The 23,996-nt window shown below is 66.8% G+C and carries 25 protein-coding genes and 1 tRNA gene; 10 read left to right on the forward strand and 16 right to left on the reverse strand.

Translation table 11 applies throughout. From position 1 onward, the window contains the following. Positions 1–16: 16 nt before the first annotated feature. Positions 17–1,291, forward strand: a complete 1,275-nt coding sequence (locus KV697_RS02360) for an MFS transporter (RefSeq protein WP_219019945.1) — start codon at positions 17–19, stop codon at positions 1,289–1,291. Here the strand turns inward: KV697_RS02360 and rsmD are convergent. Both rsmD and KV697_RS02370 read right to left on the reverse strand, forming a co-directional pair. Further along, positions 1,282–1,818 carry a 16S rRNA (guanine(966)-N(2))-methyltransferase RsmD gene (gene rsmD / locus KV697_RS02365; RefSeq protein ID WP_219019946.1) on the reverse strand — a complete coding sequence of 179 codons (537 nt, stop codon included), beginning with the start codon at positions 1,816–1,818 and terminating at the stop codon, positions 1,282–1,284. The two genes, KV697_RS02360 and rsmD, sit on opposite strands and share 10 nt — an antisense overlap. After that, on the reverse strand, positions 1,818–3,371 hold the full coding sequence (locus KV697_RS02370; protein WP_219019947.1) for a pseudouridine synthase: 1,554 nt from the start codon (positions 3,369–3,371) through the stop codon (positions 1,818–1,820). The genes rsmD and KV697_RS02370 overlap by 1 nt, the downstream gene beginning before the upstream one ends. 108 nt (positions 3,372–3,479) lie before the next feature. On the opposite strand from KV697_RS02370, the gene KV697_RS02375 reads away from it, so the two are divergent. Next, entirely contained in the window at positions 3,480–3,950 is a 471-nt protein-coding gene (locus KV697_RS02375) for a response regulator (protein ID WP_219019948.1), read from the forward strand. Positions 3,951–3,984: 34 nt separating this feature from the next. Beyond that, positions 3,985–5,313, forward strand: a complete 1,329-nt coding sequence (locus tag KV697_RS02380) for an AmpG family muropeptide MFS transporter (protein ID WP_219019949.1) — start codon at positions 3,985–3,987, stop codon at positions 5,311–5,313. Here KV697_RS02380 and KV697_RS02385 read toward each other — a convergent pair. From KV697_RS02385 to KV697_RS02445, 13 genes are all read right to left on the reverse strand, one after another. Beyond that, on the reverse strand, positions 5,303–5,731 hold the full coding sequence (locus KV697_RS02385) for a DUF6628 family protein (protein ID WP_219019950.1): 429 nt from the start codon (positions 5,729–5,731) through the stop codon (positions 5,303–5,305). The two genes, KV697_RS02380 and KV697_RS02385, sit on opposite strands and share 11 nt — an antisense overlap. Before the next feature lie 92 nt (positions 5,732–5,823). Further along, on the reverse strand, positions 5,824–7,143 hold the full coding sequence (locus tag KV697_RS02390; RefSeq protein ID WP_219019951.1) for a bifunctional folylpolyglutamate synthase/dihydrofolate synthase: 1,320 nt from the start codon (positions 7,141–7,143) through the stop codon (positions 5,824–5,826). 86 nt (positions 7,144–7,229) lie between these two features. Further along, complete coding sequence (gene accD, locus KV697_RS02395) at positions 7,230–8,084, reverse strand: acetyl-CoA carboxylase, carboxyltransferase subunit beta (protein ID WP_219019952.1); 855 nt, start codon at positions 8,082–8,084, stop codon at positions 7,230–7,232. Next, positions 8,081–8,893 (reverse strand): tryptophan synthase subunit alpha, encoded by an 813-nt coding sequence (gene trpA / locus KV697_RS02400; protein WP_219019953.1) that lies wholly within the window; start codon positions 8,891–8,893, stop codon positions 8,081–8,083. Before trpA ends, accD begins: the two co-directional genes overlap by 4 nt. After that, positions 8,890–10,122 (reverse strand): tryptophan synthase subunit beta, encoded by a 1,233-nt coding sequence (trpB, locus tag KV697_RS02405; RefSeq protein WP_219019954.1) that lies wholly within the window; start codon positions 10,120–10,122, stop codon positions 8,890–8,892. The genes trpA and trpB overlap by 4 nt, the downstream gene beginning before the upstream one ends. Before the next feature lie 47 nt (positions 10,123–10,169). Further along, positions 10,170–10,811, reverse strand: a complete 642-nt coding sequence (locus KV697_RS02410; RefSeq protein WP_219019955.1) for a phosphoribosylanthranilate isomerase — start codon at positions 10,809–10,811, stop codon at positions 10,170–10,172. Between the two features lie 36 nt (positions 10,812–10,847). Beyond that, positions 10,848–11,522 carry an orotidine-5'-phosphate decarboxylase gene (pyrF, locus tag KV697_RS02415; protein WP_219019956.1) on the reverse strand — a complete coding sequence of 225 codons (675 nt, stop codon included), beginning with the start codon at positions 11,520–11,522 and terminating at the stop codon, positions 10,848–10,850. A 7-nt stretch (positions 11,523–11,529) separates the two neighbouring features. Beyond that, positions 11,530–11,838 (reverse strand): DUF1049 domain-containing protein, encoded by a 309-nt coding sequence (locus KV697_RS02420; protein ID WP_219019957.1) that lies wholly within the window; start codon positions 11,836–11,838, stop codon positions 11,530–11,532. 64 nt (positions 11,839–11,902) lie between these two features. Next, a complete protein-coding gene (locus KV697_RS02425; protein ID WP_219021194.1) occupies positions 11,903–14,185 on the reverse strand; it encodes a patatin-like protein in 2,283 nt (760 codons plus the stop codon). Beyond that, positions 14,185–14,880 (reverse strand): endonuclease/exonuclease/phosphatase family protein, encoded by a 696-nt coding sequence (locus KV697_RS02430; RefSeq protein ID WP_219019958.1) that lies wholly within the window; start codon positions 14,878–14,880, stop codon positions 14,185–14,187. The genes KV697_RS02425 and KV697_RS02430 overlap by 1 nt, the downstream gene beginning before the upstream one ends. A 55-nt stretch (positions 14,881–14,935) precedes the next feature. Then, positions 14,936–15,010, reverse strand: a tRNA-Thr gene (locus KV697_RS02435). A 19-nt stretch (positions 15,011–15,029) separates the two neighbouring features. Continuing rightward, a complete protein-coding gene (locus tag KV697_RS02440; protein ID WP_219019959.1) occupies positions 15,030–15,893 on the reverse strand; it encodes a hypothetical protein in 864 nt (287 codons plus the stop codon). Continuing rightward, positions 15,874–17,214, reverse strand: a complete 1,341-nt coding sequence (locus KV697_RS02445) for a replication-associated recombination protein A (protein ID WP_219021195.1) — start codon at positions 17,212–17,214, stop codon at positions 15,874–15,876. Before KV697_RS02445 ends, KV697_RS02440 begins: the two co-directional genes overlap by 20 nt. Before the next feature lie 264 nt (positions 17,215–17,478). On the opposite strand from KV697_RS02445, the gene KV697_RS02450 reads away from it, so the two are divergent. Continuing rightward, complete coding sequence (locus KV697_RS02450) at positions 17,479–17,934, forward strand: PadR family transcriptional regulator (protein ID WP_306822674.1); 456 nt, start codon at positions 17,479–17,481, stop codon at positions 17,932–17,934. Then, complete coding sequence (locus tag KV697_RS02455) at positions 17,931–18,221, forward strand: DUF2218 domain-containing protein (protein WP_219019961.1); 291 nt, start codon at positions 17,931–17,933, stop codon at positions 18,219–18,221. Before KV697_RS02450 ends, KV697_RS02455 begins: the two co-directional genes overlap by 4 nt. Here KV697_RS02455 and KV697_RS02460 read toward each other — a convergent pair. Beyond that, a complete protein-coding gene (locus KV697_RS02460; RefSeq protein ID WP_219019962.1) occupies positions 18,218–19,354 on the reverse strand; it encodes a glycosyltransferase family 4 protein in 1,137 nt (378 codons plus the stop codon). The genes KV697_RS02455 and KV697_RS02460 overlap by 4 nt on opposite strands. Before the next feature lie 96 nt (positions 19,355–19,450). Here KV697_RS02460 and radA point away from each other — a divergent pair, with 96 nt between their 5' ends. The 5 genes from radA (at position 19,451) to KV697_RS02485 (ending at position 23,975) form a co-directional block, all read left to right on the forward strand. After that, positions 19,451–20,824, forward strand: coding sequence for a DNA repair protein RadA (gene radA, locus KV697_RS02465; protein ID WP_056434901.1), 1,374 nt, complete (start codon positions 19,451–19,453; stop codon positions 20,822–20,824). A 132-nt stretch (positions 20,825–20,956) separates the two neighbouring features. Next, positions 20,957–21,460, forward strand: a complete 504-nt coding sequence (locus KV697_RS02470) for a CvpA family protein (protein ID WP_257575819.1) — start codon at positions 20,957–20,959, stop codon at positions 21,458–21,460. Continuing rightward, positions 21,460–21,897, forward strand: coding sequence for an iron-sulfur cluster assembly scaffold protein (locus KV697_RS02475; RefSeq protein ID WP_219021196.1), 438 nt, complete (start codon positions 21,460–21,462; stop codon positions 21,895–21,897). The genes KV697_RS02470 and KV697_RS02475 overlap by 1 nt, the downstream gene beginning before the upstream one ends. Beyond that, on the forward strand, positions 21,897–23,645 hold the full coding sequence (locus KV697_RS02480) for a cation:proton antiporter domain-containing protein (protein ID WP_219019964.1): 1,749 nt from the start codon (positions 21,897–21,899) through the stop codon (positions 23,643–23,645). Before KV697_RS02475 ends, KV697_RS02480 begins: the two co-directional genes overlap by 1 nt. A gap of 3 nt (positions 23,646–23,648) precedes the next feature. After that, a complete protein-coding gene (locus KV697_RS02485; protein ID WP_056434897.1) occupies positions 23,649–23,975 on the forward strand; it encodes a DUF423 domain-containing protein in 327 nt (108 codons plus the stop codon). Positions 23,976–23,996: the final 21 nt, after the last annotated feature.

A 23,996-nucleotide genomic window follows, 5' to 3' on the forward strand; every position in this document is an offset into this window, starting at 1 on the left:
TCTCCACGAGCGGAGCATGACCCATGCTTCGCCTCCGTCGCACCGCCATATCCTGCTGGCCAGCCTGACCGGCACGGCGGTCGAGTTCTACGATTTCTACATCTACGCCACGGCAGCGGCCCTGGTGTTCGGGCCTTTGTTCTTCCCGGCGTCGTCGGCAACGGCGCAATTGCTGCTGTCCTATGCCAGCTTCGGCCTGGCCTTCATCGCACGGCCCGTGGGCGCCATAGCGTTCGGCCATTTCGGCGACCGGGTGGGACGGAAGTCGACGCTGGTGGTCAGCCTGATGCTGATGGGCGGTTCGACCGTCGCGATCGCGTTCCTGCCGACCTATGCGCAGGCCGGATGGATCGCGCCGCTGCTGCTGTGCATCGCGCGTCTGGGACAGGGGCTGGGGCTGGGCGGCGAATGGGGCGGGGCCGCGCTGCTCGCGGTCGAGAACGCCCCGCCGGGCAAGCGCAACACCTGGGGCATGTTCCCGCCGCTCGGTGCGCCGGTCGGCTTCATCCTGGCGAATGGCTTTTTCCTGATCCTCGGCCTGATCCTGACCGACGAACAGTTCCGCGCCTGGGGCTGGCGCCTGCCGTTCCTGGCAAGTGCGGTGCTGGTGCTGCTCGGCCTGTGGGTGCGCCTGCGCCTGACCGAGACGCCCGACTTTGCCGAGGCGAAGAAGGCCGAGGCGCTGCCGCGCGTGCCGATCGCGACGTTGTTGCAGGGCCATGGCCGCGCGCTGCTGGCCGGGACGGGCGGCGTGATCGCCTGTTTTGCGATCTTCTACCTCGCGACCGCCTTTGCGCTGGGGCATGGAACGACCGTGCTCGGCTATCCGCGCGAGGCGTTTCTGGGCATTCAGCTGGTCGCGATCCTGTTCCTGGCGCTGGGCGTCATCGTATCCAGCGTGATGGCCGACCGGCATGGTGCGCCGTTCATGCTGCGGCTGGGCTTTGCGGGATGCGTGCTGGTCGGGATCGCCATGGGGCCGATGCTGGGGTCGGGGTCGCTCGCCATCGTCTTCGTCTGGCTGGCGCTGGCGCTGTTCGTGATGGGCTTTGCCTATGGTCCGCTCGGCGGGTGGCTACCCGCGCTGTTTCCGGCGGGCGTGCGCTATACCGGCGTATCGATGACCTTCAATCTGGGCGGGATCATCGGCGGCGCGCTTGCTCCCATTGCCGCGCAGGCGCTGACCGAGCGCGGCGGGCTGAACTTCGTCGGCGGCTATCTGGTCGCCGCCGGTCTGCTCAGCCTCGCCGGGCTGGCCCTGATGCGCGGGCGGGGTGGCGATCAGGCCTGACGGAGCAGGGTCAGGCGCGCCTTTCCGTGGACGCGGGAGGCATCGACGGTGAAGCCCGCAAGCTCGATCTCCTCCTGCTTGGCCGTCTCGATGCTGACCCAGGTTCCCGCACCAACCCAGCCGAGCCGGGCCAGCTTGTCCAGCGCCACGCTGCCCGCACCGGTCCCATAAGGCGGGTCCATCAGGATCAGATCGAGCGGCGCACGGGCCGGTCCGAGCGCCATCACCGACGAGGCCCGGACATCGCCCTTGGCCTCCAGCTTGGCGAGGTTGGCACGCAGCGCATCAAGGGCGGCGCGATCCTGCTCCACGAACAGACAGGACGCCGCGCCGCGCGACAGCGCCTCAATCCCGAGCGCGCCGGAACCAGCGAAGAAATCACCGACCGCTAGCCCTTCGAAATCACCCAGCCGTGCGGTCAGCATCGAGAACAGCGCCTCACGCGTCCGGTCGGCGGTCGGGCGCGTCACGTCACCCTTGGGCGCGACGAGAGGACGCCCGCGCCATTGTCCGGCGATCACACGCATTAGCGGTTCCCTCCGGGCCGACCGGGACGCGAGCCGCCACCACCGGGGTGTCCTCCGCGTGTGTCAGGGCGCGACGGGCCGCCCGAACGACCGGACGAGCCTTGCGGACCACGCGACGGGCGGGCCGGGCGGTCACCGCGATCATCGAAGCGCGGCTGACGCTCGGCATTAGGGGTAAAGCGCTCGCTTTTGGCGGATTTGGCGAAAGGCTTCCCGTCCCGATGCGGGCGGTCGGAGCGAACACCGTCACGAGCAGGTCGTTGGTCGCCCGAACGGGAACGATCACCTGCGGGGGATTTCGCGAAGGGCCTGTCGCCCTGACGCGTCCGGTCGGAGCGACCACCATCGCGGGCGGGCCGCTCGGAACGGTCATCGAACCGCGACGGCCGCTGCCCACCGAAGCCTGCGCGCTTGCCCGTGGATGATGTGGCGAAGGGCTTGGCACCCTGACGCGGGCGATCCGCACGGCCACCATCACGCGCCGGGCGTTCGGCCCGGTCCTCGAAACGGGCTGGCCGCTGTCCGCCAAAATCGAAACGCTCGTTCGTCGCCGACTGGCCATAGGGCTTGGCGCCCTGACGCGGCCGCTCGGTGCGAACGCCGTCACGGGTGGGGCGGTCACCGGACCCATAGGGAGAGGAGCGCCGGCCATCGTCACGACGGCTCTGCTCACCCGGTCCCTTGCGATCCTGCGACCTGGGCCGGTCGCCGGTTCCGCCACGCGCATCGGGGGAAACGCTGCGAGCCGGACGCTCGCTCACCGCCCGCGTCGGCGGTGTGCGGAAGCCGGGCTTGATCTTCGCTGGCTTGATCGCGTCCGCCGGGATGCCGCCCTCCAGCGAGCGGCGGAACTCGACGATGTCGGCCCCCCGGACCTCGCCGATCTCACCAACCGGCAATTCGTCGAGCACGAACGGGCCATAGCGCAGGCGGATCAACCGGCTGACCTGCAATCCTAGATGCTCCAGCACGCGGCGCACTTCGCGATTCTTGCCCTCGCGCAGCGTCATCTCGATCCAGACGTTCGCGCCGGTTCGCCGCTCCAGGTTGGCGTCGATCTGGCCATAGCGGATGCCGTCGATCTCGATGCCGTGGATCAGGTCCTCCAACTGCGCCTGGGTGATGTCGCCATAGGCGCGCGCGCGATAGGTACGCTCGACGCCGGTGGCGGGCAGTTCCAGCTGACGCTTGAACCCGCCATCGGTGGTCATCAACAACAGACCCTCGGTGTTGAGGTCGAGCCGCCCCACCGGCACCAGGCGCGGCAGCCCCTCGGGCAGGCGGTCATAGATGGTCGGCCGCCCTGCGGGGTCATGCTCAGTGACGAGCAGGCCGGTCGGCTTGTGATAGAGGAACAGGCGAGTTGGTTCGGGCGCGGCAACGGGATCGCCGTCTACGGTCACGCCGTCGAGCGTCGACAGGAGCGTCGCGGGGGTGTCGATGGTCACGCCGTTGAGCGCGATCCGGCCCTCGGCAATCATCCGCTCGACCTCTCGGCGCGACGCGACTCCGGCCCGCGCAAGCAGTTTGGCTATACGTTGATCTGATGTCATGATCGACGCTGATACAGAGGGTGTCGACCAAAGGAAATTAATTGCGTCGTTTCCGGCGGACAAAGCGTTACGCGAGCGAGTGGGGCAGCAGGACAGGCCGATAGAGGGATGAGATTCTTCGGGCGAAAGAAACGACAGCTGGTCAAGCTGCTCGTCGTCGAGGACGAGCCGCTGGTCGCGTTCGATACCGAACACGTCCTGACCGATGCCGACTATGAGGTGGTGGCGACCGTCGACCGGGTCAGCAAGGCCGTGACCTTGATCGATGGCGGCACGGCCATCGACCTCGTTCTAGCCGATGTCCGGCTCGCCGATGGCAGCGGCGTCGATGTGGCGCGCGCTGCCCATGCTCGCGATATTCCGGTCCTGTTCCTCACCGGCACGCCCCCGGACGGGGTCGAGCAACTGGCCGAGGGCATATTAATGAAGCCCTATGGCTCGCGCGAATTGCTGGGAGCGATCGACGCGATCGAGGAGCGCCGCGCGGGCAAGTCGCCAAGTCGCCTGCCGTCGGGCTTGCGCCTGTTTGCGCGTGCCGGATCGCCGGGCCCCGTTGCCCCTGATGGCCAAGCCTTATAGGGTCCGCGCTTTCCGGTAAGGTAGGCGGTTTTCTATGGCGGGTGCGCGTTGGTTGGATGGAGTGCGGCCCTACGTCGAACCCGCGCCGTTGGCCTCGCTAGCACTCGGCATATCCTCCGCCTTCCCGCTGACCATGATCAACGCCACGCTGGCCAGCCGGTTGGCGGAGGCTGGGATCGAGAAGAAGAGCGTCACCGCCTTCGCCCTTGTGATCCTGGCCTATAATCTGAAATGGCTCTGGGCCTGGATCGTCGAGGGGGTGAAGATTCCCGTCCTTCACCGGCTGGGTCAGCGGGTCTCGTGGTTGCTGGTCGTGGCGGCGCTGGTCTGCACGGCGGCGGTCGGACTGGGGCTTTCTGATCCGCGCGTGTCGCTGGCGCAGACGGCGATGGCGGCGATCGCGCTCGGTGTCGCCGGAGCCACCTTCGACATCGTGATCGACGCTTACCGCATCGAACTGCTGGAGCCGCGCCAACTGGGTGTCGGCGCGGGTATGGGGCAATATGGCTGGCGGATCGGCTCGGCCCTCGTCGCCTCGCTGTCGCTTGTCATCGCGAGCCGTGCGGGGTGGAGCGTCGCCTATATGGTCAGCTGCGCCTTTGCGCTGCCTGCCGTGTTGACCGCGCTCTTCATGGGCGAGCCTGCCCGCCACAGCGAGATCACCGCCAAGCGACCGACCGAGGGGATCGTACGGGCCGTGGTCGGCCCCTTTGCCGAGTTCTTCCGCCGTCAGGGCGCGCTGGTCATCCTCGCCTTCATCCTCGTCCACAAGATTGGCGACACGATCGCAAACCTGACCTTCCGCCTGTTGTTCAACGACTTGGGGTTCAGCAAGGACGAGATCGCACTTTACGATGTCGGCGTCGGCTTCTGGGCGCTGCTGATCGGCGTGTTCGTCGGCGGTGTGCTCTATGCCCGGCTGGGGATGAAGCGGTCGGTGCTCATCAGTCTGGTCCTGATGGCGGTGTCGAACCTGTCCTTTGCGGGGCTAGCGGCGCTGGGCCATTCCAATTGGGGCATGGCGGGTGCGATCGGGTTCGAGAATTTCTCCAGCGGGATCGGCGGCGTCACCGTCGTCGCCTATTTCTCCGCCCTGACCGACCTGCGCTTCACCGCTGCGCAATATGCGCTGATCTCTGCGGCGGCGAGCGTAGTCGGGCGTATCCTGAGCGGAACGACGGCGGGCGCGCTGGTCGAGCGGTTCGGCTATGTCGACTTCTATCTGCTGACCACCGTCGTCGCGATGCCGGGTGTCATCCTCTTCTGGTGGATGGCACGATCGGGCTTGGTCGAACGCTCGATCGGCAGCGCGGGCGTCGAGGGAGAGGGCGACGCCCGTCGCGAAGTGCCGGTCAATAGCTGATCGGCCGCCCCTCATCGGCAAAGGCGGCGGAGACGGCCGCGGCGCTCGCCAGCACGCTATCGACCCGCCGGATGCCGAGCAGATCGGTCATCAGGAAGTGCGCCTTTTGCGGCGCGGTTTCCATTTGTGACAATATGGTCATCAGCGCCGCCTCAGCCGCCGTCATGCGCGCGCAGCAGCAAGGGGCGATAGCGATCTGCCCGGAAGCATGCACCGCCAGATCGGCCATCAGGGTCCGCATCAGGATCAGCGGCCGCCGGAAATCCTGCCCGAACATGGTGAAAAGCGTATGCGACGCGCGCGCATCCGCCAGCCCGTGCGCACCCATCCGACGTATCGCAAACAGTGCGATCCGGGCGTGCGGGCAGGCCGGCAGCATGTGGGGCAGGGCTGCGGCAAGGGTCGTGGTTTCGGCCATCGGCGGGACTCCGTGTTTACGGACCCCATGCTAAACGGTCGCTATTGATAGTCAATCGCAAATAAGGCGGTTATGGCAATCCGCTCGTCGCGTCATTGCGGCGCCTCGTCATTCGCGGCCAGAACCTGCCCGGCGAGGTAGAGCGACCCCGCAATCAGGACGTGCGCCGGGCTTTGAAGACGCTCGGCAATCATGCAAAGCGCCCGTGCGGGATCGCTCGCCGAGACCGCCTTCAGGCCAAGCGCCTGGGCCTCTTCGGCAAGTCTTCCGGGTGCGTGGCTGGCGTGATCGGGAACCGGCACGGTGACGATCAGATCGACCATACCACCCAGCTTCTCCAGAACCGGCCCCGCCTCCTTGTTCGCCAGCATCCCCAGCACAAGCGCGGTTGGCCCCTCGGAACGCCAGCCCGTCATCGCCCGTGCGACCGGCGTCGCAGCCGAAGGATTATGCGCGCCGTCGAGCCAGCAGCGGGTCGTAGCGGGTAGGGTCGCAGTTAGAGGCCCCCGGCCGAGCCGCTGCATCCGCGCAGGCCATTGTGCGTTGGTCGCCGCCTGCCGCAGGGACTCATCCGGCACGGCTATGGCCTGTTGGTGTCGCAGCATAGCCACGGCCAACGTCAGATTGCGCGACTGGTGGCTACCGGGCAGGTTCGGCCGGGCCAGGGTGATCGACCCCTGGCGATCTTGATAGGACACGCCGGTCCGGGTGGAGGCGCTCGACCATGCCTGTCCCCGCGCAAAGACCGGCGCGCCCGCGGCTGATGCAACTTTCGCGATCGCGTCGCGCAAGGGCCGGGCATAGTCCATGGTAACGAGTGGGGTGCCTCGCTTGGCGATTCCCGCCTTCTCGCGCGCGATGCCGGTCAGCTGGCGCCCAAGAAACGCCTCATGGTCGATACCCAGCGCGGCGATACCGCAGACGGCGGGCGGGGGCAGGATGTTTGTCGCATCGAGCCGTCCGCCCAGCCCCACCTCGATGATCGCAGCCGAAGCCGGGTTGCGCGCGAAGGACAGGAACGCCGCCGCCGTCGTCACCTCGAAAAAGCTCGCGCCGATCCCCTCGGCATGGCCCAGCACCTCGTCGAGCACCGCTGCCAGCGCATCGTCCTCGATCAACCGACCGTTCAGCCGGATGCGCTCGTTGAAGCGGACAAGGTGTGGGCTGGAATAGACATGGACGCTCTGCCCCGACGCCTCGATCGCGGCGCGAAGAAAGGCGCAGGTCGAGCCTTTGCCGTTCGTCCCCGCGACGTGGAAGACCGGCGGCAGATGATGCTGCGGATCGCCCAGCCGTGCGAGCAGGGTCGTGATCCGCTCCAGCCCCAATATATCCGCGCCGGGTGACAGGCCCCACAGCCGATCGAGCTGCGCCTGGACGGCCGGATGGTCGGAACGGGCATGATCGGGCATCGGCCGGTCTCTTGGAAAGCGGATATGAGAAGAGGCGGACCTCTCGGCCCGCCCCTCTAATGCGATTGGTCGGAAAAGGCGACGCCTCAGGCGGCCTGACGCGATCCGGTCAGATAGCCGATCACGGTCGCCAGGCGCTCGCGCAGATCGCGGCGATGGACGACCATGTCGAGCATCCCATGGTCCAGATAATATTCCGACGTCTGGAAATCGTCGGGCAGCTTTTCGCGGATCGTGCTCTCGATCACGCGGCGACCGGTAAAGGCGAGCGTCGCCTTCGGCTCGGCGATCTGCACGTCGCCCAGCATCGCATAGGCCGCCATCACGCCGCCCGAAGTCGGGTCGGTCAGCACGACGATATAGGGGAGGCCCGCATCGTGCAGCATCTGGATCGCGACCGTCGTACGCGGCATCTGCATCAGGCTGAGAATACCTTCCTGCATACGCGCACCACCCGAGGCGGTGAAGATGACATAGGGGCAGTTGTCCGCGATGGCCGCCTCGACGCCGCGCACGAACGCCTCGCCGACCGCCAGACCCATCGATCCGCCCATGAAGGCGAAATCCTGCACGCCGACCACGACCTTGTGGCCCAGAATGGTGCCGCGTGCATTGACCAGCGCGTCGGTTTCGGCGGCGCTGGTCCGCGCGGCCTTCAGGCGATCGGCGTAGCGCTTGGAGTCACGGAACTTCAGCGGGTCCTCGGGCACCTTGGGCGCGGGCAGCTCATTGCAGCTGCCTTCGTCGAGCAGGTGCCGAAAACGCGCCTTGGGCCCGATGCGATCGTGATGATCGCATTTCGGGCAGACGTTCAGATTGTCTTCCAGTTCCTTGGTGAAGACCATCTGCCCGCATCCCTTGCACTTGTGCCAGAGATGGTCGGGCGTCTCCTTCTTGACGACGAAGGGGATGACGTTGCGGACGCTGTTGAGCCAGCTCATGCGAGTTCCTTGCGCGCATCGGCCAGTGCCGACGACAGGGTTTGAATATAGGCGCGGACCGGGGCGGGGGCGGAGGCTCCATGTTCGCCCACCAGGTCGACGATCGCCGAGCCGACGACGACGCCGTCCGCCACGCGACCGATCGCCGCCGCCTGTTCCGGCGTACGCACGCCGAAGCCGACCGCGACCGGCAAATGGGTCGCCCGTTTCAGCCGCGCAACCGCATCCTCGATCGAGGCTTGCGCGGCCTGTTGCTGCCCGGTGATGCCCGCGACCGAGACATAATAGAGGAAACCGTCGGCCCCCGTCAAAATGGTCGGCAGGCGCGCGGCGTCGCTGGTCGGGGTGGCGAGCCGGATGGAGGCGACGCCCTTGCCTCGCAGTGCGACGCCCAGCGCATCGTCTTCCTCGGCGGGCACGTCGACGCAGATCACGCCGTCGACCCCCGCCTCGGCCGCAGCATCGGCGAACCATTCCGGGCCGCGCACGGTCATCGGATTGGCATAGCCCATGAGGACGAGCGGCACAGACGGATGGCGTTCGCGGAACGCCTTGGCGATCGCCAGCACGTCGGCGGTGCGGGTGCCCGCACCCAGACTGCGGATATTGGCCTTCTGGATCGCGGGACCATCGGCCATCGGATCGGTGAAGGGCATCCCCAGTTCGACCACGTCCGCGCCGCCCTCGACCAGCGCGTCCAGGATCGCGGCCGTGTCGCCCGGCGTCGGATCACCCGCCGTCACGAAGGTGACGAGCGCGGCCCGGCCCGCATCGGCGCAGGCTGCGAAGGTGTCGGCGATCCGGCTCACATCTTCACTCCCATCGCGTCGGCGACGGTGAAGATGTCCTTGTCACCGCGGCCCGAGATATTGACGAGCGCGATCTGGTCGCGGTCCATGGTCGGGGCGCGCTTGATGAGCCCCGCCAACGCATGGCTGCTCTCCAGCGCGGGAATGATCCCCTCGATCTTGCAGCACAGCTGGAACGCCTCAAGCGCCTCGGTGTCGGTGATGCCCTCATAGACGACACGACCGGTATCGTTCAGCCAGCTATGCTCCGGCCCGATGCCCGGATAGTCGAGCCCCGCCGAGATCGAATGCGCCTCGGCGATCTGGCCGTCTTCATCCTGCAGCAGATAGGTCTTGTTGCCGTGCAGGATACCGGGCTTGCCGCCGGTCAGGCTGGCGGCGTGCTGCGTCGTCGACAGGCCATGGCCCGCCGCTTCGATGCCCAGCATCTTGACCTCGGGATCGTCGAGGAACGGGTGGAACATGCCGATCGCGTTCGATCCGCCGCCGACCGAGGCGACCAGCAGATCGGGCAGGCGCCCTTCGGCCTCCAGCATCTGGGCGCGCGATTCGCTGCCGATCACCGACTGGAAGTCGCGAACCATCTCCGGGTAGGGATGCGGGCCTGCCGCCGTGCCGATGATGTAGAAGGTGTCGTGGACATTGGCGACCCAGTGACGCAGCGCCTCGTTCATCGCATCCTTCAGCGTCTGCGCGCCTGACGTGACCGACTGCACCTCCGCGCCGAGCAGCTTCATGCGAAAGACGTTGGGCGCCTGACGCTCGATATCGCGCGCGCCCATGAAGATGGTGCAGGGCAGGCCGAAGCGCGCCGCCACGGTCGCGGTCGCGACCCCATGCTGGCCCGCGCCGGTTTCGGCGATGATGCGTGTCTTGCCCATCCGCTTGGCGAGCAGGATCTGGCCGATGCAATTGTTGATCTTGTGCGCGCCGGTGTGGTTCAGCTCTTCGCGCTTGAAATAGACCTTCGGCCCCTTTTCGTCGGGCGCCTGCTCGCGGAGCAACTCGGTCATGCGCTCGGCATAATACATCGGGCTGGGACGGCCGACATAATGCGTCATCAGGCTGTCGAACTCGGCCTTGAAGGCCGGATCGACCTGCGATGCGCGATATTCGCGCTCCAGGTCGAGGATCAGCGGCATCAGCGTCTCGGCGACATAGCGGCCGCCATAGTCACCGAAATGGCCACGCTCGTCGGGCTGGGCGCGGAAGGAGTTGGGGGCGTTCATCATCTTGTCCTTGAGCGTTGCCGGGGCGACCCCTGCAAACGATCCTGTCACTGATTTGTCGCAACGGCTTTAAGGAACGTCGCGATCTTGTCCATATCCTTGACGCCCGGCGCGCTTTCGACACCCGACGATATATCGACCAGTGGCGCGCCCGTCCGGCGGATCGCCTCGGCCACATTACCGGCATCCAGACCACCCGACAAAGCCCAGCGCAGCGGATGGCGAACCCCGTCGAGCAGGCTCCAGTCGAAGCGCAGGCCCATGCCGCCGGGCAGGGACGCGTCGTCGGGCGTCTTGGCGTCATAGAGGATCAGACTGGCCGCACCCGCATAGTCGCGCGCCTTCTCGACATCCCCGCGCTGCTTGATCGCGACCGCCGCCCAGACCTCGCGGTCGAACTTCGAACGGATCGCGGCGACGCGGGCGGGAGCGGTGCGGTGGAGCTGTATCGCATCCAGCATTCCGGCGCGCACCGCGGCTTCCAGCAGCTGGTCGTCGGGATCGACGAAGACGCCGACCCGCTGGACATGATCGGGCACCCGCCCCGCCAGCCCTGCCGCAGCATCGAAGGTCAGGTGGCGGGGGGAGGCGGGAAAGAAGACGAACCCGACATGACTGGCGCCACCACCCAGGGCGGCGTCGAGCGTGGCAGGCGTCGTCAGTCCGCAAATCTTGGCAGTAGTCGGCATGATCGTTTCCCGAATGGGAGGGTTCGAAAAACGTGCTTAGAGCGTGGCCGCGATCGCGCGTGCGGCGGCATCCGGGTCCTCGGCCTGGGTGATCGGGCGGCCGATCACCAGGATCGAAGCGCCTGCATCCATCGCCGCGCGTGGGGTCACGACACGCTTCTGGTCGCCGATCACACCATCCGCCGGGCGCACTCCGGGGACGACGAAAAAGCCCTTGGGCCACGCCTTCTTGACCGCCGCGACCTCCTCGCCCGAGCAGACGATGCCGTCGACGCCTGCTTCGGCCGCCAGATCGGCAAGGCGGCGGACATGGTCGGCCGGGGAACCGGTGACGCCGGTGTCTGACAGATCGCTGGCGTCGAGGCTGGTCAGCATGGTGACGGCGACCACCTTGGTCCCGATCGGCGCGGCGGCCTTCGCATCCTCCAGCATGGCGCGGCCGCCGCTGGCATGGACGGTCAGGATGGCGGGGGCGAGGGGGCCCAGCGACTGGACCGCCTTGGCCACCGTATTGGGAATATCGTGCAGCTTCAGATCGAGGAAGATGGGCAGGCCGATATGCGCCATCTCACGCACGCCGGTCGCGCCGTGCGCGCAGAAGAATTCCAGACCCAGCTTCAAGCCGCCGACATGATGGCGGACCTTTTGCGCCAGCGTCTGGGCGCGGGCCAGATCGGGCGTGTCGATGGCGACGTAGATGCGATTGCTCATGAAGGGATCAGACCGTCGGCTGGGTGGTGGTGACAGGGGCGACCGGGGCGACATAGGCACTGGTTTCGGCCGACACGGCGGCCAGCGAACGCTCGGCCGCGCTCAACCGCTGGCGCAGCTTCCAGCGCGCGGCATGTTGCCAGATCAGCGTGGGTACCAGGCCCAGCAGGAAGGTCAGGAAGAGCAGCAGCGGCAGGTTCACGTCCGCGACCAGCCCGCCGACCAGCCGGATCGGTACGGTCGTCCAGTTCCCCAGCGTGAAGGCTGCGGCCAGAAAGGCCAGCAGGCACCAGAATAGCATTTTCAGGAACTGCATGGGTTTCTCCGCATCACCGGTTCGGCGATGCGGTCTAGCGGCGTTGACCGGGCATGACCAGCCTTCAGCCGATCTCCCGGCGAAGCGAGGCGATCAGCGGCGCGATGGCGGTCAGCCGCTCTTCTTCCTCGTCCAGAATGGCGAGGAAAGCCCGGCGCTTGAAGGCCGCCACCGCGCCCGGTTTCAGCCGGATGGTCGAGGGAAGGGTGGAGACGGCGATGTCGATCATCCGCTCCGCCCCGTGTAGGCGCCCCCAGAGATAGTCGTTCTCGCGGTAACTGCGGCTGAAGAACGCGCCGAAGGTCAGGAACTGGATGCCCTTCAACGTCGCTTCCGCGCCCCCGGCGCGAATGGCGGTGGCGTCGTCGGGCGAGATACGGTCGACCTTGATCGGGTCGAACTCGTCCAGCCCCTCGCCCTGAAGCAGCGGCAGTGTCGCCACGTCGAAATACGGAAAACCCAGATAGGTGAGTAGCAACGTCCGCCGCGCCGTGCGGGGAAGGCCCGCAAAGGCGGCGGCCAGCCGCGCATCGGTTTCGCCGTCCAGCCGGATCAGATCGAGCCGCGCCTCCAGTCGATCAAGTATGGGGCCACCATCATCGCGAATGGCGCGGATATCCTCAGCCCATTCGGTCAGCGACGTGCCACTCTGCCGCTCCAGAAACTCGGCCAGCGATTCGTAGATGGCGTCGCGCACAGGGGCCAGTTCCGCCTCGCTATGCTCCGCCTCCAGCTCGGTCAGCCGCCGGGCGAGCAGTCGAAGCCGCCGGATGCGATAGCCGAGGTCGAACGCGCGAAGGAAGGTGCGGGCGCCGTTGCTCGATCCGCCAGCGAAGTTGATCGCCTCGCCGCCGACATGGCGGCTGGCGATGGTCCGCTCGATCATCGCGCGCAGGTGGCGGCGTCGTGGCTGGCCGTCATCGCCCATCGCCTCGGCCAGGATCGTCGTCATGCCGTCGATGACGTTGGCCAGCTTCAGATGGCCATAAGCGGCATAGCTGAACCCGGCCTTCGCGGCGGCGGCCGCCTGCGCGCGAACCCGCCATGAGGCAAGGCGCGCAGCGGTCGGGCGGTCGAGGAAGAAGGTGCCGCCAAACAGCTGCTCGATCTCCTGCTCCACCTCCTCGCGGATCGCGGCAAGGATCGCCTGCATCCGGTCGATCCGGCCCGAGCGGGCGGCGATCGCCTCCAGATTGTCGCGGATCGGCTGCTGGCGGGGCAACTCGCTGATGGCGCCGATGATCGTCTGGAAGAAGCCGGGATGGCCGCCGCCGCCGGGAAGGCGGAAATGCATCCCCGGAAACGGATCGATATAGACAAAGCGGCGATCGACCTGACGCCGCGCCGGGCGGCGGCCAAGGGCGTCGATGGCGGGGCGGAAGGGCGCATTTACCAGCACCGATCCGTCGATCAGCACCGCCTTGTCCGCCGCGCCCGCCGCATGATGGCGGGGCAGCACGCGGCGCAGGAAGTCGTCCCGCTCGGGCCAGTCCTGTTCGCGCGCCGCCAGCACCCGGTCGAGTTCGGCCACGGTGAAGGGCGGGAAGGCACCGGGGAAGCTCGACGTCGCCCGCGCCGCGAAGACCAGTTCGGGGATCGCCGCCAGCGTGCCGCCGCCGCTGTCGGTGAAGTCGACGACCATGCGATGCTCGGTCTCCACCACCTCGCTCGGGGAATGAAGCCGCAGTCGCTGGGGCTGGCCGGTAAAGTCGGTCACGGTGACGAACAGGTCGAGGGGCTGGCCGGGCGGCAGCAGCCTCTTGCCCGCCGGGGCCTGCGCCATGCGGTCGAACGCCTCCAGCAACCGCCCGGTGAAATCGTCAGCGGAAAAGGGCGGCTCGAACCAGCGTGATCGGATCAAATGGCCGAGCTTGAAACGGACCTCATCGCGTGTGTCTTCGTCCAGCGCCTCGACCTTCTCGCCGCTTCGCCCCGCCGCCATCCAGGCGATCGGCAGCGCCCACATCTTGGAAAAGCGCGAGGTTGGCGCGGCTTCGGGGGCGATCAGCGATTCGATATCCGCCGCCTCCAGCCAGAGGTCGGTCAGCGGGTCGAGCGACTGGCCGGTCGACATGGCGTGGCCGAGAAAAATTCCGTTGATCCCGCCGGCACTGGCACCCGCGATGATGTCGGCCAGGATGCGGACCCGGACGCCCCCGCGCTCCGCCATCTCGTCGAGCAGATCGTGATAGACCGCATCCACCGCTGAGGCTGGGGGATCGCCCTCATGCGAGGCGCGGCTGGCGCGTACAACCCGCCAAATTTCCTTGGTGATCCCGTGCATGTAGACGGCCAGACTGATCCCGCCATAACAGACCAGCGCCAGCCGCAGCTCCTTTTCACGCATCAGCGCGGACCGATCGTCGCCCATATGGGCAAATGGTCGGAGGCTCGCCGCGACATCGGCGTCGCATGCACACCGCAGGCCCCGATCTTCAACTCCGGCGACACCATGATCCGGTCAAGCCGCCCGATCGGCCGTCTTGCGTGGAAGCTCGGCCCCGTCTCCGCCACGGCGAAATCGCGGCAAAAGTCCTTCAGGCACCCTGCCGCGCGGGTCCATTCGTTCAGGTCGCCCATCATGACGGTCGGGTGCCGGTGTACGCAGCTGGAAAGATGCGCAAGAATCGCTGCCGCCTGCCGCCGCCGCCACAGGCCCGACAGGTCAAGATGCATGCCCACGACGCGGATCACCCCGGCCTTTGTCCGCAGATCGGCCATCACCGCCCCGCGCGGCTCTAGCGAGGGCAGGTGGATCGCCTCGAAGTCCAGAACCTGCGTGCTCTTGCGCACCAGGATCGTGTTGCCGTGCCAGCCCATCGAACGGGCCTTCATGCCATAGACGATGGGCTTCCAATCGCTGTGGTCGTCGAGCAGGTGAAGCGGGATCACGCCTTCGCGTTCGCCGAAGCGACGATCCGCCTCCTGAAGGGCGATGACATCGGCATCGACCTCGCGCAGTACGTCCAGGATACGATCGGGATTGCGCCTCCGGTCCGCGCCGATCCCTTTTCGGATATTGTAGCTGGCGACCTTGATCATTCCGCCACTGTAACGCAGTGCCGGGCTTTTGGTGCCAATTTCGAACGGAGGGAAATGGTGCCGGATGAGGGGATCGAACCCCCGACCTTCGGTTTACAAAACCGCTGCACTACCGCTGTGCTAATCCGGCGTTGCCGATCCCCCTAGCGTCAAGACACGCCGAAGGTCCAGCCCTCCGTTTGCGCGACGTGGTGCGTGAGGCACGCCGGATGCCAAAGATCGTCACGCGTCACGCTCGCCCGAAGCCACGCTGCCGTCAGGATCGCGTCGGTGGTGTGGTCGTCATAGCGGTTGAGCGGATCGTGCGGCTGGCTTCCCAAGGCGGTCAGGGCATCGTCGAGCGCCTCGGCGCTTCGCATCTTGCTTCGTCCGCGCGGTCGTCCGGCGTCCCGGGCGGCAATCGATGTGTAGATTTCGACGACCAGCGCGCCGGAGGGTGGTGATGGGTCGAACGGCCAGATGGCCATGCGCCCGTCCAGACGCCGGAGCAGGCGCATCCCGGCAAAGCTTGCCTTGGCCACCTGCGACGCGCCAATGGCGTCATAAACGGTCGACGGCTTTCTCCCGCCATCAGTCGCGATCTCGCAAGTCCGCCAGTGCAGGAAATCCGCCTTCCGCCCGTCCGCCGCCCCGAAATAGAAATGCCTGCCGCGCCGCGCTTCCAGAAAGCTACGCGCGCCAAGATCGGGATCGTCGCTGCTGTCATCGACATAGGCCCAGAGCGCTCGCGCATCGGCGGTCGGCGGATCGCCGGGCAAATGCGCGCCCCGTGCGACGAAAGGCGCCGAAAAGCTGAAGTCGAAGCCGATCAGCAGCGGCTCGTCGGCCCGTGCCAGCAGCCACTCGGCAACGCCCTCGCGCGACCAAGCCCTGCCCGGCGGCGCGACGATCCTGGGGGCGGAGTTGCCTGTCGAGCAAAGCGCGACCTGGATGCCGGGGTGGGCCGTACCATGCGCGCCGGACCAGTCGATCGCGACGAACCCGCAGAACCGATCAGCCGCGACGGTCATCATTGCCGTCCTGCAAGGCGCGGCGGCGCTCGTCCCACCAGGCCATGCGCTCGGCGATCCGTTTCTCCAGCCCGCGCCCGGACGGCTCGTAGAAGCTCTGCGGCGGCAGCTCGTCCGGCCAGTAATTCGCGCCCGAAAACCCGCCATCGGCGTCATGGTCGTACTGATAGCCCGCCCCATAACCGATCTGTTTCATCAGCTTCGTCGGCGCATTCAGGATGTTGGCGGGCGGCATCAGCGATCCGGTTTCCTTCGCGGTGCGCCACGCCTGCTTCTGCGCCTTATAGGCCGCGTTCGACTTGGGCGCGGTTGCGAGATACAGGCACGCCTGCACGATCGCCAACTCCCCTTCAGGCGAGCCGAGAAACTCATAGGCATCCTTGGCCGCAAGGCACTGCGTCAGCGCCTGGGGGTCTGCCAGGCCGATATCCTCAATCGCGGTCCGGGTCAGGCGGCGCAGCACGTAAAGCGGCTCCTCACCCGCCGTCAGCATCCGCGCAAGATAATAGACCGCGGCCTGCGGGTCCGATCCACGGATCGACTTATGCAGCGCCGAAATCAGATTGTAATGCCCCTCGCGATCCTTGTCATAGACCGCGACCCGGCGTTGCAGGAACGCCGACAGCCCAGCGGCGTCGAGCGGTTCGGGCAGGTCGACGGCGAACAGCGTCTCCGCCTGATTGAGCAGGAACCGCCCGTCACCGTCCGCACTCGCCAGCAGTGCATCACGGGCGGGGGCGTGCAGGGGCAGGGGACGCTCCATCAGCACCTCCGCGCGCTCCAGCAATTGCTCCAACGCGGGCTGGCCCAGCCGGTGTAGGATCAGCACCTGCGCGCGGCTTAGCAAAGCGGCGTTGAGTTCGAAGGAAGGGTTCTCGGTCGTCGCACCGACCAGCGTCACCGTGCCGTCCTCGACAAAGGGCAGGAAGCCGTCCTGCTGGGCGCGGTTGAAGCGGTGGATCTCGTCCACGAACAACAGGGTCCGCTGACCCAGCCGGGCATGGTCGCGCGCCTCGGCGAAGACCTTCTTCAGGTCGGCGACACCCGAGAACACCGCCGAGATCGCAGCATAGCGCAACCCCACCTCGGCGGCGAGCAGGCGCGCGATGGTCGTCTTGCCGGTGCCGGGCGGCCCCCACAGGATCATCGAGGACAATCGCCCGGCCGCGACCATCCGCCCGATCGCTCCCTCCGGCCCGGTCAGGTGATCCTGTCCTACAACCTCGGCCAGCTTCATCGGGCGCAGACGATCGGCCAGCGGCGCGTCGGCCGAGAGGGAAGGCTGGGCAGGGGCGGGGTCCATACCCGCAAAAAGATCGGCCATGACGGTCATGTAGGGGCGCCAGCGTCATCCGTCACCTTCTGCAACAAAGATATATCTTTGTCAGTCTTGACGGCCGGTATTCACGATATATCTTGACCGCATCAAGAACGAATTTGGAGTAGCAAGATGCGACATTTCCACGACCATGGTCACGATCATGGGCAGCGGCATGGCCGGTGGAGCTTTGGGCCGTTAGAGGTCCAATGGGACTTTGAAGGACCACGAGGCGGACGGCGCGGGCCGGGCGGCGGGCGCAGGGGTCGGATGTTCGACGGCAGCGAACTGCGTCTGGTCCTTCTGAAGCTAATCGCCGACGAACCGCGCCACGGCTATGACCTGATCCGCGAGATCGAGGCGATGACTGGCGGTGCCTATGCCCCCAGTCCGGGCGTGATCTATCCGACGATCACGCTGCTCGATGAAATGGGCTTCATCGAGGAGCAACGTTCGGAGGGGGCCAAGAAGCGCTTCGCCGCGACCGATACCGGTCGCACCCATTTGGCTCACAATGCCGAGCAGGTCGAGGCTTTGCTGGCACGGCTGCGCGCGCTGGGCGAACACCGCCAGCGGGTCGATGCGGCCCCGATCCGGCGCGCCATGGGTGGCCTGAAGATGGCAGTGATGGAACGCTTTGCGAGCGGCGATGCCCCGCAGGACATGGTGCATCAGGTCGCCGAGATGATCGACGAACTCGCGCAGAAAGTGGAGCGCCTGAAATGAGCATTTCCGTTGCCCGCGTGCCGACCCTGTCGGCCAGCCGCTATCTCCAGCAGCTTGCCAAGCACTGGAGCCACAAGATGGAGGTGTCCTTCACCGCAGAGGAAGGCACGATCGCGTTCCCCAACGGATCGAGGCTGGAGATGCGCGCCTCCAGCGAGACGCTCGACATCATCCTGACCGTGCCGGAGGATGGCGATGTGGCGCGGATGCGGGAGGTCGTCTCCAGCCATCTCGACCGCTTCGCCTTTCGCGAAGCGCCGCTGACCTTCGACTGGCGCGACGGCTAAGCGAACAGCGCCCGATAGGCGTCGAGCACTGCGTCGTTGACCTTGTCCCACCGGTAATCGGCGACGCGGGCCTGTCCCGCTTCGCTGAACCGGTGGCGCAAGGATGGGTCGGTGGCGATCCGCTCCAGCGCATCGGCATATCCGGCGATATCGCGCGCTCCGACCAGATAGCCGGTCTCTCCATCCGCCACCAGGTCCATCGCGCCGGTGGCGTTGGCGGCCACGACCGGCACGCCCGCCGCCATCGCCTCGGTCGTGACGTTGCCGAACGTCTCGGTCACGCTGGGGTTGAAGAAGATGTCCATCGACGCAACCGCACGGCCCAGATCGTCGCCGGTCTGATAGCCCGCGAAGATGGCATCGGGTGTCGCCTTGGCGAACCAGTCCTGTGCCGGTCCCTTGCCGACGACCAGCGCCTTGTGCGCCACGCCGCGCCGCCGAAGCTCCACCAGCGCCTCGGCGAAGACGTCGAGGCCCTTTTCCTTGACCAGACGCCCCAGGAAACCGATCGCAACCTCATGGTCGGCGATGCCCAGCGAACGTCGCCATTCCACGCTGCGGCGCGAGGGGCGGAAACGGTCATGGTCGATCCCGCGCGACCAGATGCCCATCGGCGGCGTCACACCCCATCCGCGCAGCAGCTCGATCATGCTGGGGCTCGGCGCGACGATCCGGTCGAACTTGTTGTAGAAGCGGGTCAGCAGCTTGATGATCGCCGGCTCCAGGAAACCTAGGTGGTAATAGGCCGGATAGGTCTCGAACCTCGTATGGACAGAGGCGATCGACGCTACGCCCTTTTCCCGTGCCCAGCGCACGGCGGCGTGACCCAGAAATTCGGGTGCCGAGACATGGACGATGTTGGGCGCAAACGCCTCCAGATCGGCCCGCACCTTGGCCGGAAGCCCGCGCGCCAGTTTGTAATCGGCGCGGAACGGCATCGGAATGGCGGGAACATCGACCAGATCCCCGACCGGCGGAAAGGCAGGCGTGGAGGAGGTCGGCGAATAGACCCGCACGGCAACGCCCCGCGCCAGCAGATGGCCGACCAGCAGGTTCAGGCTCTGGTTCGCGCCGTCGCGCGTATAATTATAGTTGCCGCTGAACAGCGCGACACGAAATTGTTCTGGGATCATGGAGTTCGCCCCATAGCCGTGTGGGCCTCCAAAGACCACTCCCGCCGCCCGATCAAATCCGTTCCATTTTCGTTCCACTCCGGCTAGAGCATCGGCATGGCCAAGATCCAGAAGCGCTATGTCTGCCAATCCTGCGGTTCGGTGTCCTCCCGCTGGCAGGGGCAATGCCCCGACTGCTCCGAATGGAACACCATGCTGGAGGAAGCGCCCGTCCAGCTGACGCCCTTTGCCGCCAAGCATAACCTGCAAGGCGGGGGACGGGCGATCCAACTGGTCGGGCTGGATGCCGATATCCCGCTGCCCGACCGGATGGCGACCGGCATCGCCGAACTCGACCGCGCGCTGGGTGGCGGTTTCGTCGAGGGTTCGGCCACGCTGATCGGCGGTGATCCGGGGATCGGCAAGTCGACCCTGCTGCTTCAGGCGGCGGCGAAGCTGGCGATGGCGGGCAAGCCGGTCGCCTATGTCTCGGGCGAAGAAGCCGCCGATCAGGTCCGACTGCGCGCACGGCGACTGGGACTGGGGCAGGCCCCCGTACGGCTGGCGGCGGCGACCTCGGTTCGCGACATCCTGACCACCCTGTCGATCGGAACGCCGCCCGCGCTGCTTATCATCGACTCGATCCAGACCATGCACTCCGACCTGATCGAAGGTGCCCCGGGCACCGTCAGCCAGGTCCGCGCGTCGGGACAGGAACTGATCCGCTTCGCCAAGGAACGCGGCACCGCCGTCGTGCTGGTCGGCCATGTCACCAAGGACGGTTCGATCGCGGGCCCGCGCGTGCTGGAACATATGGTCGACACCGTCCTCGCTTTCGAGGGCGAGCGCAGTCACCAGTATCGCATCCTCCGCGCGATCAAGAACCGCTTCGGCGGCACCGATGAGATCGGCGTCTTCGCCATGCAGACCGAGGGGCTGACCGAGGTCGGCAATCCTTCCTCGTTGTTCCTGACCAATCGCGAGGAAGGGATCACGGGCGCCACCGTCTTCCCCGCGCTGGAGGGCACCCGGCCGGTGCTGGTCGAGATCCAGGCGCTGACCGTGCGGCTGGCTTCGGGGGCCACGCCACGACGCGCGGTTGTCGGCTGGGATACCGGACGCCTGGCGATGATCCTGGCGGTGCTGGAGGCGCGGTGCGGGCTGAGTTTCTCGTCGGCCGAGGTCTATCTCAACATCGCGGGCGGCTACCGGGTGCAGGACCCGGCCGCCGATCTGGCGGTGGCGGCGGCGCTGATCTCGGCGCTGTCCGAACGGCCGGTGCCGACCGACGCCATCGTCTTCGGCGAAATCGCGCTGTCGGGCGAAATCCGCTCCGTCGCGCATGGCCCGCTGCGATTGAAGGAGGCGGGCAAGCTCGGTTTCGAAAAGGCAATCGTGCCGCGCGCCATGGCCAATGACGAAGGCGGCCTGCGCATGACCGGCTTTCGCACCCTGGCCGAGTTCGTTGACCATATGCTGGGGCGCGGGTAGCGAAGGGGCCTGATGGCGCCATGCCCCGATGATCGTGGCTCATGGGCTGGTTGAGATATGGGATAACAGGCGTTGACGGCCCTAGATATTCTTGTCCTGATCGCGGTGTTCGGCGCGGCGATACAGGGGTTCATGCGGGGCTTCGTCACCGAAGTGCTGGCGCTGTTCGCCTGGGTCGCGATCGTCGCTGCGCTGAAGATGTTCCATATCACCTTGGCGCAGGCGCTGACCGGTGTGGTCGGCACCGTATCGGGCGCGGCCGTGCTGGCCTTCGCGCTGATCGTCGGCGTGACCTATCTGGGCGGGCGCATGATCGCGCGGGCCATCGGTTCGCGGACACGCACCTCCATCCTGGGTCCAGTCGACCGTGCCCTGGGCTTCGGCTTCGGTGCGCTCAAGGGCCTGATCCTCGCCAGCCTCGTCTTCCTGGTCGTCGCCCTGATGGTCGATACGGTCAGCGGCGGCCCCGCCCGGCGGCCCGAATGGATGGTCAAGAGCCGCACCTACAAGCTGCTGAATGCAACCAGCGCCGGGATCGCCGATTTTGTCGATCGCCGTCGCCGGGGCCTGCCCGTCTTCGGCGCGACCACGCCCGCCACCGCCTCCAGCCCGACCAATAGCAGCGAGACCCCGTGATGAATGCGCCCCTCTATAATGCAGAGATTTTGCGCCTGACCACGGCGATCCCGCACGATCAGCGCCTGACCGATCCCATGGCCAGCGTCGAGCGCCGCTCGCCCATTTGCGGCAGCCGGGTGACGGTGGACGTCAATCTCGACGAAACGGGCCGGGTGGCTGAGGTCGGAATGCTGGTCCGTGCCTGTGCCCTGGGGCAGGCGTCGGCGGCGCTGCTGTCGGCGCATGTCGTTGGGCGCAGCGCAGTCGAATTGGCCGCTGCGCGCGACGAACTCACCGCGTGGCTGGCGTCGGGGCAGGGGGATGCCCCCGCATGGCCCGGCCTAGACATCTTCAGCCCGGCGCTGTCCTATACCGCCCGCCACCCCTCGATCCGGCTGGCGTTCGAGGCGGCGGCGCAGGCGGCCGAGGATGCGGCGGCCGGAGCGAAGGTCTGATGCACGGCGAGGTTTCCCTGCTGCGCGACGGCGCGATCCTGTTCGGTTTCGGGCTGGCCTTCGTCCTGATTTTTCGCCGACTCGGCCTCGGTGCAACGCTGGGTTATCTGGTCGCGGGGGCGGTCGTGGGGCCGCACGTCCTGGGGCTGGTCGGGGATGCCGAGTCCAAGCTGGGCATCGCCGAGATCGGCATCACGCTCCTCCTCTTCATCGTCGGCCTGGAACTGAACCCCGCCCGGCTGTGGCGGATGAAGCATGAGATTTTCGGCCTGGGGCTTCTTCAGGTCGCGATTTGCGGTCTCGCGATCACCGGCATCGTCATCCTCGCGCATTTCTCGCCGGAAGCGGCTCTGGCGCTCGGCCTGCCGCTCGCACTGTCCTCGACCGCGCAGGTGCTGCCGATGCTACAGTCGTCGGGGCGGATGCGCACGCCCTTCGGCGAGCGGGCCTTTTCGATCCTGCTGTTCCAGGACCTGTCGATCGTCCCGCTCATCACCATCGTCGCGGCCATGTCGCGTAACCCGGCCGATCATACCGGGCCGCCGGGATGGATCCTGGCGCTGGAGACGGTCGGCGCGATCATCGGCCTGATCCTGGCGGGGCGCTTCCTGCTCCGGCCCCTGTTCCGCCTGATCGGCAATATGGGCGAGCGGGAGATGTTCGTCTTTGCCGGGCTGTTCACCGTGGTCGCCAGCGCGGCGGTGATGGAGTTGCTCGGCCTGTCGACGGCGCTGGGCGCCTTTATCGCGGGCGTCATGCTGGCCGACAGTCCGTATCGGCACGAGCTGGAAGCGGATGTCGAGCCTTTCCGCTCGATCCTGCTCGGCCTTTTCTTCCTGGCGGTCGGCATGATGCTCGACCTGCCCGCCATCGCCGAGCGGCCGGTCTTCGTCGCGATCATGGCGATGGCGTTGATCGCCACCAAGACTTTGGTCATCACGCTGATCGGGCTGGCCTTCAAGATGAAATGGCGCTCGGCCCTCGCGCTCGGCCTGCTGATGAGCCAGGGCGGCGAGTTCGGCTTCGTGCTGTTCGCCCAGGCTCAGCAAGGCTATCTGATCGCGCCCGAGGCCGCGAGCCTGTTCGGGGCGATAATAACCCTGTCGATGGCGACGACGCCGTTCCTGATGGGCGCAACCCGCCGTATCCGCGAGGAACCGGTCATCACGCGCGGCGGCCAGCGCGAAGGGCCGGTGACCGACGGGGCCAATGCGCTGATCGTCGGCTATGGTCGCTTCGGCCAGACCGTCGCGCAGATGCTGATCGCCAGCGACGTACCCGTGACCCTGATCGACCGCGATATAGAGATGATCGACATCGCCGCATCCTTCGGAGCGAAGGTCTATTATGGCGACGGCACCCGACTGGACCTGCTGCGCCAGGCCGGCGCGGCGGAAGCGGAACTGATCCTCTTCTGCTTGGATGACGATCAGATCACGTTGGAGCTGCTGGAAAGCGTCCATGCGGCTTTCCCCGACGCCTCGATCTTCGTTCGCGCCTATGACCGACGCGCGGTCCTTCGGCTGAAAGGTGGACCGGCGTCCTATGTCGTGCGCGAAGTGCTCGAGTCGGCTGTGAAGATGGCCCGCCTGGCATTGGGCAGCCTGAAAATCGACCATGCCGAGATCGACCGGGTGGAAACCATGTATCGCGCCCGCGACAAGGAACGGCTGGCGGCACAGGCGGCCGCGGGCGACCTGCGGGCGGCGAGCGACCGGATCATCACGCAAGACGAAAGGAACGGCTGACCCATGGGACTGGTGGCAATCCTGGCGGCACTCTCGGGAGCGATTGCGATCGCAGCCGGAGCCTTCGGCGCACACCGGGCCGAAGGCGTGGCCGTCGAATGGCTGCGCACCGGTGGACAATATCAGCTGATCCATGCCGTCGCCGCGCTCGTCGCGTTGCGTATGGAGGCGAGGGGGGTCGCATGGACCTTCGTCATCGGCGCGGCGATCTTTGCCGGGACGCTCTACGCCATGGCCTTCGGCGCCCCGCGCTGGTTTGGGGCGATCACCCCGATCGGTGGTACGCTCCTGATTGGCGGCTGGCTGTGGCTCGCCTGGTCGCTGCGCTGAGGCTTCACGCCGGGCTTCACC

Source organism: Sphingomonas sanguinis, assembly GCF_019297835.1.
In the GTDB taxonomy this organism is placed as follows: Bacteria; Pseudomonadota; Alphaproteobacteria; order Sphingomonadales; family Sphingomonadaceae; genus Sphingomonas; species Sphingomonas sanguinis_D.

Coding starts and splice junctions, on each gene's coding strand:
- KV697_RS02410 (WP_219019955.1), bottom strand. CDS start 10,811: ATGCCGACTACTGCCAAGATTTGCGGACTGACGACGCCTGCCACGCTC.
- KV697_RS02460 (WP_219019962.1), bottom strand. CDS start 19,354: ATGATCCCAGAACAATTTCGTGTCGCGCTGTTCAGCGGCAACTATAAT.
- KV697_RS02380 (WP_219019949.1), top strand. CDS start 3,985: ATGGCGGGTGCGCGTTGGTTGGATGGAGTGCGGCCCTACGTCGAACCC.
- KV697_RS02390 (WP_219019951.1), bottom strand. CDS start 7,143: ATGCCCGATCATGCCCGTTCCGACCATCCGGCCGTCCAGGCGCAGCTC.
- KV697_RS02425 (WP_219021194.1), bottom strand. CDS start 14,185: ATGCGTGAAAAGGAGCTGCGGCTGGCGCTGGTCTGTTATGGCGGGATC.
- KV697_RS02450 (WP_306822674.1), top strand. CDS start 17,479: ATGTTCGACGGCAGCGAACTGCGTCTGGTCCTTCTGAAGCTAATCGCC.
- trpB (WP_219019954.1), bottom strand. CDS start 10,122: ATGAACGCCCCCAACTCCTTCCGCGCCCAGCCCGACGAGCGTGGCCAT.
- radA (WP_056434901.1), top strand. CDS start 19,451: ATGGCCAAGATCCAGAAGCGCTATGTCTGCCAATCCTGCGGTTCGGTG.
- accD (WP_219019952.1), bottom strand. CDS start 8,084: ATGAGCTGGCTCAACAGCGTCCGCAACGTCATCCCCTTCGTCGTCAAG.
- KV697_RS02420 (WP_219019957.1), bottom strand. CDS start 11,838: ATGCAGTTCCTGAAAATGCTATTCTGGTGCCTGCTGGCCTTTCTGGCC.
- KV697_RS02455 (WP_219019961.1), top strand. CDS start 17,931: ATGAGCATTTCCGTTGCCCGCGTGCCGACCCTGTCGGCCAGCCGCTAT.
- KV697_RS02370 (WP_219019947.1), bottom strand. CDS start 3,371: ATGACATCAGATCAACGTATAGCCAAACTGCTTGCGCGGGCCGGAGTC.
- KV697_RS02430 (WP_219019958.1), bottom strand. CDS start 14,880: ATGATCAAGGTCGCCAGCTACAATATCCGAAAAGGGATCGGCGCGGAC.
- KV697_RS02470 (WP_257575819.1), top strand. CDS start 20,957: ATGCGGGGCTTCGTCACCGAAGTGCTGGCGCTGTTCGCCTGGGTCGCG.
- KV697_RS02475 (WP_219021196.1), top strand. CDS start 21,460: ATGAATGCGCCCCTCTATAATGCAGAGATTTTGCGCCTGACCACGGCG.
- rsmD (WP_219019946.1), bottom strand. CDS start 1,818: ATGCGTGTGATCGCCGGACAATGGCGCGGGCGTCCTCTCGTCGCGCCC.
- KV697_RS02375 (WP_219019948.1), top strand. CDS start 3,480: ATGAGATTCTTCGGGCGAAAGAAACGACAGCTGGTCAAGCTGCTCGTC.
- KV697_RS02385 (WP_219019950.1), bottom strand. CDS start 5,731: ATGGCCGAAACCACGACCCTTGCCGCAGCCCTGCCCCACATGCTGCCG.
- KV697_RS02360 (WP_219019945.1), top strand. CDS start 17: ATGACCCATGCTTCGCCTCCGTCGCACCGCCATATCCTGCTGGCCAGC.
- KV697_RS02480 (WP_219019964.1), top strand. CDS start 21,897: ATGCACGGCGAGGTTTCCCTGCTGCGCGACGGCGCGATCCTGTTCGGT.
- pyrF (WP_219019956.1), bottom strand. CDS start 11,522: ATGAGCAATCGCATCTACGTCGCCATCGACACGCCCGATCTGGCCCGC.
- KV697_RS02485 (WP_056434897.1), top strand. CDS start 23,649: ATGGGACTGGTGGCAATCCTGGCGGCACTCTCGGGAGCGATTGCGATC.
- KV697_RS02445 (WP_219021195.1), bottom strand. CDS start 17,214: ATGGCCGATCTTTTTGCGGGTATGGACCCCGCCCCTGCCCAGCCTTCC.
- KV697_RS02440 (WP_219019959.1), bottom strand. CDS start 15,893: ATGATGACCGTCGCGGCTGATCGGTTCTGCGGGTTCGTCGCGATCGAC.